A 7,354-nucleotide genomic window follows, 5' to 3' on the forward strand; every position below is an offset into this window, starting at 1 on the left:
GTGGGGGTAGGCCACCTACGAGAATGAAAATTTTCAAACCCTACCACTCGATTTCAAAATAAAGCACAACTTACAAAAACGACCATAAAACTCATTATTTCAATTACTTGATATTTGGGTAGCGTTAAACGCTTACACACTCTAAAAACGTCATTTGCGTGAGCTGCATTTTTAAAAGCACTTCGTTGCTTTTCTAAAAGCGAAGCTACCAGATGCTTTTGACTTTATTCCCAGTTCAACCCGATAGGGCAAGGGGTTTATAATTTTCAAAGTGTCACACACGGTAGTAAAGCAGTGGAAAAACTTCGTTTTATGATTTGCTTCGCTTCGCTATTCAAATCTACGAACTTCGTTCGCCTTTCCCAGATGCTTTTGATTTTTCGCCCCGAACGGGGCATGGCTTTTGATTTTGATTGTAAAAGTATTTAAAAGCAATTAAGAGTATTTAAGGGGGCTAATTTAAGCCTATTTTAAGCCATAAATTGACCTGATACTCCCCGCGTTATATGCAGATAGTCCCCGCGTTATATGATAATAGTCCCCGCATTATATGCAGATACCCCCCCTCGTAATATGAAGAGACACCGTCACTCTATGTAGATACTCCCCGCGTCATATGTAACACTATTATGCTAAACAAAATTACCAGCGTAGTTCTATTGACTTCTTGGAGGGTTATGATTAGATGATACTAATAGAACAACAAAAGGGGACGTAATGGAGCTAATATTCAATAAGATTGAAACTAAAAAAAAGATTTACGCACAAGACACATACATGACGTTTGCAAAGTCAATTCTTCACCTGCCTATATTTCAATCAATTAAGAACGGCGAGCGTAAAAGAACAGAGTTAAAAATTGACAGCCTATATGGCTTTAAGAATGTAGAAATGCGTTTCTACCCTTTGTCAGTAGGTTTTGATTTTGACGTGTTTTATTACATTCTTCAAAGAAAGATAAAGTCCGATAAGCTGTCGTTCACAATCAATCTCAACCAATTTATGAAGTTCCACAAAGTCCACCCTAGCAACAAGAAGGTTTACATCGAGAAATTAAAGCTGTCGCTTGATAATATGCTTGATTTTTACTTGAAGTTCTCATACGGGCCTAAAACATACAGGTGTCATTTGTTGACGCATGTTGAAGAGAATGAAGAAAACAGGGAAGAAATAAAAATAACTTTCAGTAAATTTTTTGAGAATTTCTACAAGCACGACCCTGACTTGATTTTTAATCTTCAATTAGACCAGTTAAAAGAGATTAAAGGTGACTACGCAAAAATACTATATATGTTCTATTTTACAAACAGATTTAATGATGGTGTAGAGTTCAAGGTAGGTGAAGTGCTAGAAAGATTACAAAGCAATTTTGCCACAAGAACGAAAACATATGAGTATATAAAGAAGGCACACGACGAACTAATTAGCATTGGCTTTTTGAAGAGCGTAGAGCCAATAAAAGACGGTCGAGAACTGGCAGGCTATAAAATTGAATTTGAAAAAAGAAGAGCGAAGCCATTACCTGAACCAAAAGAAAAAAACCAAAGTAAAGAAAAAATCTCGTTTGAAGAGTTCGATGAAGAGCTACCTTTTTAATAAAGTCATGTAATACAAAAAAGCCCGCAGGGCTTTTATTGTTTATCTTCCATAAAAAATCACGTCTTGATTTTGGCTAATCTGTTCTTCTTTCTATCCAAAAGACCGCCTTCGAATTTTACAGGAATATCATTTTTTTCAAGCTCAACTTCTTGAACATCTAAAAACTCATTTATGTATTTTTGGCCATCAGGTGAATGAAGTTCTTTATGCATTATCTTCAATTGGTCGTTTATTTTGTCAAGCTGTGCTTTGTTAGGTTTTGATTGTTGGTAATTAATACTTCGATTAATACAAGCCTCAACGAAGTTTTTAACAGATGAAAATGCATCTGTAAGTCTTTCATAATAAGTTCTTTTGTCTTCGATTTTAATATCAAGCTCGTTGATTTCATCAGTTTTTGAACTTATTGAAGAAACTAATTTGTCTTCGCTTTGCTGCAATATAAGAATATTATCAATAATGGCATTAACTTCTTTTTTACCATCATCAAGTTTTAAACTAAGTTCTTCGTTGGTGGTTGTTAGTTGTTCATTTTCAGTTTTATAGATACGATTGGCACCTAAAATCCTTTTAAGGTCTTTGTCTAATCTAGCTTTATCTTCGGCCTTTTGTTTTAATTCTTTACTAAGGGCTTCAAGCTCTTCAATGCTTTTATTTATTGAATTATATGTTCTAAACATCTTAGGTTTTGAAGTATCATCATTGATTAACTTTCTTCTTATTTTTTTATCTTCTGTTTCAGGTAATACCTCAACTTGAAAATCATAACCCTTTTTAACAAGCTCCTTGTTTACAAAGGCATAAATTATTTTCTGGTAGGCTTCGCCTAGTGCCTGAGCGTCGGAGAAACTTCTACCTTCAATTTCAGGTTTTCCCTCATTTTTCAAAAAATCATTAACCATTTTAAATTCATCATTGATTAGCTCATATTTCCCTGTTTTTTTGTTTTTCCCATCTATAAATATATGCGGGTGAACTCCCAAGTTATCATCGTGTTCACTGGTGATTTCATCACCATGAAAAACGATTAATTTAACAGGATAGTCAGGCAGGTTTTCTTTGTAAAAGTTGTTTATTATATTCATGTAATCAGTGGGCTTTACATAATCCACACATTGATTAAATGGAAATTTCCAAAATGCTTCTTGAATAACAGTTTTTTTCAAACTGAAATCATCATCGGATTTATTCAATTCGATGGATTTGTTTTTTAACTCTATGTATTTATTGGCACAAGAAACCTTTTGCTTCTTGCGTTGAACATTCATTTCATCAATAACATTTGAAGAAGTAACATCAACAGCTTCTGGGTTTTGAAGCAAAGCTTGAAGAAACGATGTCAATTCACCATCTTCATTTTTTTTGATAAGTTCTTTTAGCTTGTAAGCGTATTTTGACAACTCACAATTAACTTCGGCCAACTGTCCATTATCTTGTTTTTGCTCAGTCAGTGGGTCATATATGGATTTGAACATTTTCTTTCGGTCATCAACCGAAAGCTTATCCATTCTTGTAAGTTTGTTATTGAAAAAAACAATGTTCTTATCAATAAGGTCTTTGTTAAATTCAAGGTCATCTTTTTGAACAATTCTTAAAGAGTGTTCAAGTGATGATTTAAGTTGATTGATACCGGGTGTTTTTTTAACACGGTTACCACTGGTGAAATTTAATCTTTTCCAGATCATACTTTTGGTTTTGGACATCTTGCTCCTGATCGATGTTCACCGGGTAGGTGAACTGAGTTGTCTTTGTCACTCAGAAGGCCTACAAGGCCGCTGGTGACTGCGTAAGGCTACGACCCTAAAAGGGTGCGGAGACTTCGCTAATGTGTTCTACAAGAGAAATTAGAGCCATTGGAAATGGTGAAAATTTTCTTGTTGAACAGTAGGTGTTGCCTTTGCTTTTCAGCTTTTGATTCTGTCCTGCCGACTAGGCACCAGTGGTCATTTCGCAAGCGTAGCGGCTTTCACGAAGTGAAAGTGTGAAATTACCATCAACTGGTTGATAAATACTCATACTTTCAGTAAATGAGTTATTTAACTACAAGTTACCATATATTATTTTATTTTCAAGCGAGGACAAAAAAGGCCACCTGATTAGGCAGCCTTGTGAACTGATTAGGTTCTCTATTGAATTCTTTTCCACTTCAATATTTCTTCAAGTTCACTTTCTCTTTGCTTGTTGTCTGTTGTTCTAAAAACATTCTGGATGATGCCGTCGTTTATAAAACGCTTGGCCCCATTCTTGAACATGATGGCGTAATCATTAAGTTCAAAATCAATAACAATGCTTTTGATGATTTCATGAAATAACAAGTTTATTTTTGAACGTGTTTCATATGTGCCATTTGCTTTCAATTCCTCAACGGCATTATCAATGTTTGAGTTGTAAATATTAAGCTGCGAAACCTCTACTTCTGTTTGCGATTTCTCAACTAAAAGATTTTTAATTTCTAGTTCTGCTTGTTTAGCTCCATCAATCATGAATGAAGGCAAGGCACCATCATTTTCAATAAAAGACTTCTGGAAATTTTCAAGCAACTTTTTATTCTTATCAATCTTGATTTCAATTGTCCGTAGTTTTTTGGTTAAAATATCAAGCGGATTATTTTCATCTAAAATGTCGGCAAGATTGATTTCTTGAATAGCTTTTAATAAGGTAATTTCAAAATCGTCATATCGTAAACGTTTTAAAATACATTCGCGTGTAAATTTCCCCTTCTTACACACAATATAATTGACCGACTTGGGAACCTTTGCACGTTTATCGATGCCCGGATTTAATAAATGAACAGGACCGCCGCAATCGGCACATTTCAACAATCCTGTAAATAAGTTGGTAAAGACTTTGCCTTTGCGTCCTTTTCGCGTGGTATTTGTTGCAGCAATACGCTGACATTGTTCGAACGTTTCACGGCTAATGATTGCCGGGAAATAGTCCTCAATAGGTTCACAAGCTGCAATCAAATCACGTTTGCCAGTGTTTTGCTTCTTAGGTTGATAAAGTCCAAAGGTTGCCGGATTTCTCAAAATTTTAGAAATTATGGAAGGTTCCCAATACTCAACGTTTTTGAATGTTGGGATTTTTCTTTCATTCAAGATGTTCTTGATTTTTAACGAGCCGTTACCATTCTGGAAAAGTTCAAAGATGAGTTTGACCGTTTCGGCTTTTTCAGGATTGAGAACGTATCGACGACGTTTAATGTCTTTTCGTTTTTCTTCATCAAATACTTCGAAGGTTTGGGTATCAAGCCACGCTGGGGCTTGTGCAGTCATTGCTACGCCCTGACTGGCGGCAAGCTCTCTTTTTAAGGCCCAGTTTTCTAGACCTTTATCGCTTTTGTTTTTGCTTTCGACATTTGCACGGGTAGCATCAATTGATAAAGTGATGATTGTATAAACATCAATTTCTTCAAGGATTTTTTGTTCTTTATCACTGATGATTGCGAGTTTCAAACCTTTTGAAATTATCGCGTTAACCTTCATTAAAGCATCAATAGGGCCACGTCTTGTTAACCGGTCAATGTTTTCTAGTGCAAACACATCACCCGCCTGAAACTTACCTTTTTCAAGGTCTTCAAAGAATTTAGTAAGTTCTTTTTGTTGCGTATCATCGGAAAAGGCAGAATGGCCTATGTCTTCAAGAACGTGACTATTTTCTAGTGACAAGTCATTTTTTGCGGCAAAATCGGCTATTAGCTTTCGCTGACGTTCAAGCGAAAAGCCCCGTAATTGCTCACTTGTAGACATCCGAAGGTATGAAATTAACCGTGCCACAAGCCGCTCCCTATAAGGTCAAATCTTACGGGTATTATACGCCTGACTTGATCAAATCGGCCTACCCGTGGGTCGACGCACTGTCTGGCCCGGACAGCCTGGCGCAGATGCAACTCAATAATCCTGATGCCCAAGGCCAGCCGCGCCCGGCGCAAAAGCTGTGCGCGGGGCAAACCCTGCTGTGCAAAGCCTTGGGCCTGAAAGTGCGCGAATGGGATGCCAAACGTTTCGACCGCGAACGATTGTGGGTTGATGACGTCAGAGAGCGACCGTCACGCATCCTGCAGACCACCCGCCTGGGCATCCCGCACGGTCGTGACGAACATTTGCTGTACCGGTTTGTCGACGCCGACTACGCGCCGTACTGCACCCGCAACCCGCTGCGCCGTGGCCAGGTTGAAGGGCAGGATTACCTCGTTTTAGAAAACACCGCCCTCTTGTAGGAGAGAGCTTGCCTCGCGATCTTTTTCAAAGATCAAAAGATCGCGAGGCAAGCTCGCTCCTACAGGGGTTGCTGATCCTCTACAAAAAACAAAAGGAAGTTGAAGTATGGGCCCATGGCTCGATAGCGTTACCAGTTGGCTCACCACCAACCCGCAATGGCTGGGCCTGGCCGTTTTTATCGTGGCGTGCGTGGAATGCCTGGCCATTGCCGGGATCATCGTGCCCGGCACGGTGATGTTGTTTGCAATCGCAGTGCTGGCCGGTAGCGGCGCCCTGTCGCTGGGCCAGACTCTGCTGCTGGGCTTCCTCGGCGGTTTGCTGGGTGACATGTTGTCTTACGCGCTGGGCAGACGTTTCCATCAAAATATCCGGCGCTTGCCTTTGCTGCGCACCCACCCGGAATGGATGACCGGCGCCGAAAACTACTTTCAGCGCTACGGCATCATCAGTCTGATCGTTGGCCGTTTCATTGGCCCGCTGCGGCCCATGCTGCCGATGGTGGCCGGGATGTGCGACATGCCGCTGCCGCGCTTCATTCTGGTCAGTTTGCTGGCTGGCGCTGGCTGGTCGGTCGCTTACCTGCTGCCGGGCTGGGCGACCGGGGCGGCGATCCGCTTGCCGCTGCCTGAAAACTTCTGGCCACAAGCTGCCATCGTCGCCGTCAGCATCGCCGCCCTGCTGGGTCTGAGCATCCACGCCAACGTCCGTCGCCAGCCCAAAGCCACACTGCTGATCGGCACCCTGAGCCTGGCGCTGCTGGTGGCGGTGTTCTTCGGCTACTCGCACATGGCCGCGTTCGATCAGGGCATCAGCGCCTTGGTGCAAGAACATCGCAGCAGCACCATGGACATGCTGGCCGTGCTGGTGACGCAGATCGGTAACTTCCGCACGCAACTGCTGGCCGCCGCTCTGGTGTGCGCGTTGCTGTTCTTCAACAAACAATGGCGCGCCTTGATCTTCTTTGGCGGGGTCACGCTGTTTACCGCCATTGCCAACACCGCCACCAAGCACTTCTTCGCGCGCATGCGCCCTGACGTGCTACTCGACCCGCTGACCAGCTACAGCATGCCCAGCGGCCACAGCTCTGGCTCGTTTGCGTTCTTTTTGGCATTGGCGATTCTGGCGGGCCGTGAAAAACCGCAACGCATGCGCATTACCTGCGTGCTGATCGGCTGCTTGCTGGCCATGACCGTGGCCATGTCACGGATTTACCTGGGCGCCCATTGGCCAACGGACATCATGGCGGGCGCGTTCCTGGCCATCACCGTCAACGCCTTCGCCCTGGCCTTGACCCAGCGCTACATGGTGCTTACGCCGGTGCCAGTAAAAGTCTGGTGGATGATCTTGCCGTCGTGCGCAGCGCTGTATGGCTTTTTCATGCTCAGCCATTTGTCCAAGGAACTGCTGCGCTACGCGTATTAAGCGAGGCCTTAAAAAATCGCAGCCTTCGTGCCTCGACAGCTCTTATCAAACATAAAATAACCCATTGTTTTTATTCAAAAAAACTACCCAGCTTTTTCAAGCCTCCATCCCAG

At 41.9% G+C, this 7,354-nt stretch carries 4 protein-coding genes and 1 pseudogene; 3 read left to right on the forward strand and 2 right to left on the reverse strand.

Annotation, left to right across the window (positions count from 1 at the left end; translation table 11 throughout):
- Positions 1–717 precede the first annotated feature (717 nt).
- Positions 718–1,596 carry a hypothetical protein gene (locus tag AAEZ03_RS21515; protein WP_032895148.1) on the forward strand — a complete coding sequence of 293 codons (879 nt, stop codon included), beginning with the start codon at positions 718–720 and terminating at the stop codon, positions 1,594–1,596.
- Between the two features lie 59 nt (positions 1,597–1,655).
- Here AAEZ03_RS21515 and AAEZ03_RS21520 read toward each other — a convergent pair whose 3' ends face one another.
- The gene (locus tag AAEZ03_RS21520) at positions 1,656–3,302 is read right to left on the reverse strand and encodes a hypothetical protein (protein ID WP_350581417.1); all 1,647 of its coding nucleotides are present in this window, start codon (positions 3,300–3,302) and stop codon (positions 1,656–1,658) included.
- Between the two features lie 423 nt (positions 3,303–3,725).
- Positions 3,726–5,375, reverse strand: coding sequence for a recombinase family protein (locus tag AAEZ03_RS21525; RefSeq protein ID WP_156995564.1), 1,650 nt, complete (start codon positions 5,373–5,375; stop codon positions 3,726–3,728).
- Between the two features lie 47 nt (positions 5,376–5,422).
- On the opposite strand from AAEZ03_RS21525, the pseudogene AAEZ03_RS21530 reads away from it, so the two are divergent.
- Together AAEZ03_RS21530 and AAEZ03_RS21535 are read left to right on the forward strand one after the other, a co-directional pair.
- Positions 5,423–5,818 (forward strand): annotated as a pseudogene (locus AAEZ03_RS21530) (DNA-3-methyladenine glycosylase); the annotation flags it as partial.
- 106 nt (positions 5,819–5,924) lie between these two features.
- Complete coding sequence (locus AAEZ03_RS21535; protein WP_350581420.1) at positions 5,925–7,241, forward strand: bifunctional DedA family/phosphatase PAP2 family protein; 1,317 nt, start codon at positions 5,925–5,927, stop codon at positions 7,239–7,241.
- The last annotated feature ends 113 nt before the right edge of the window (positions 7,242–7,354 follow it).

Source organism: Pseudomonas sp. HY2-MNA-CIBAN-0224 (assembly GCF_040310285.1).
Lineage (GTDB): Bacteria > Pseudomonadota > Gammaproteobacteria > Pseudomonadales > Pseudomonadaceae > Aquipseudomonas > Aquipseudomonas helleri.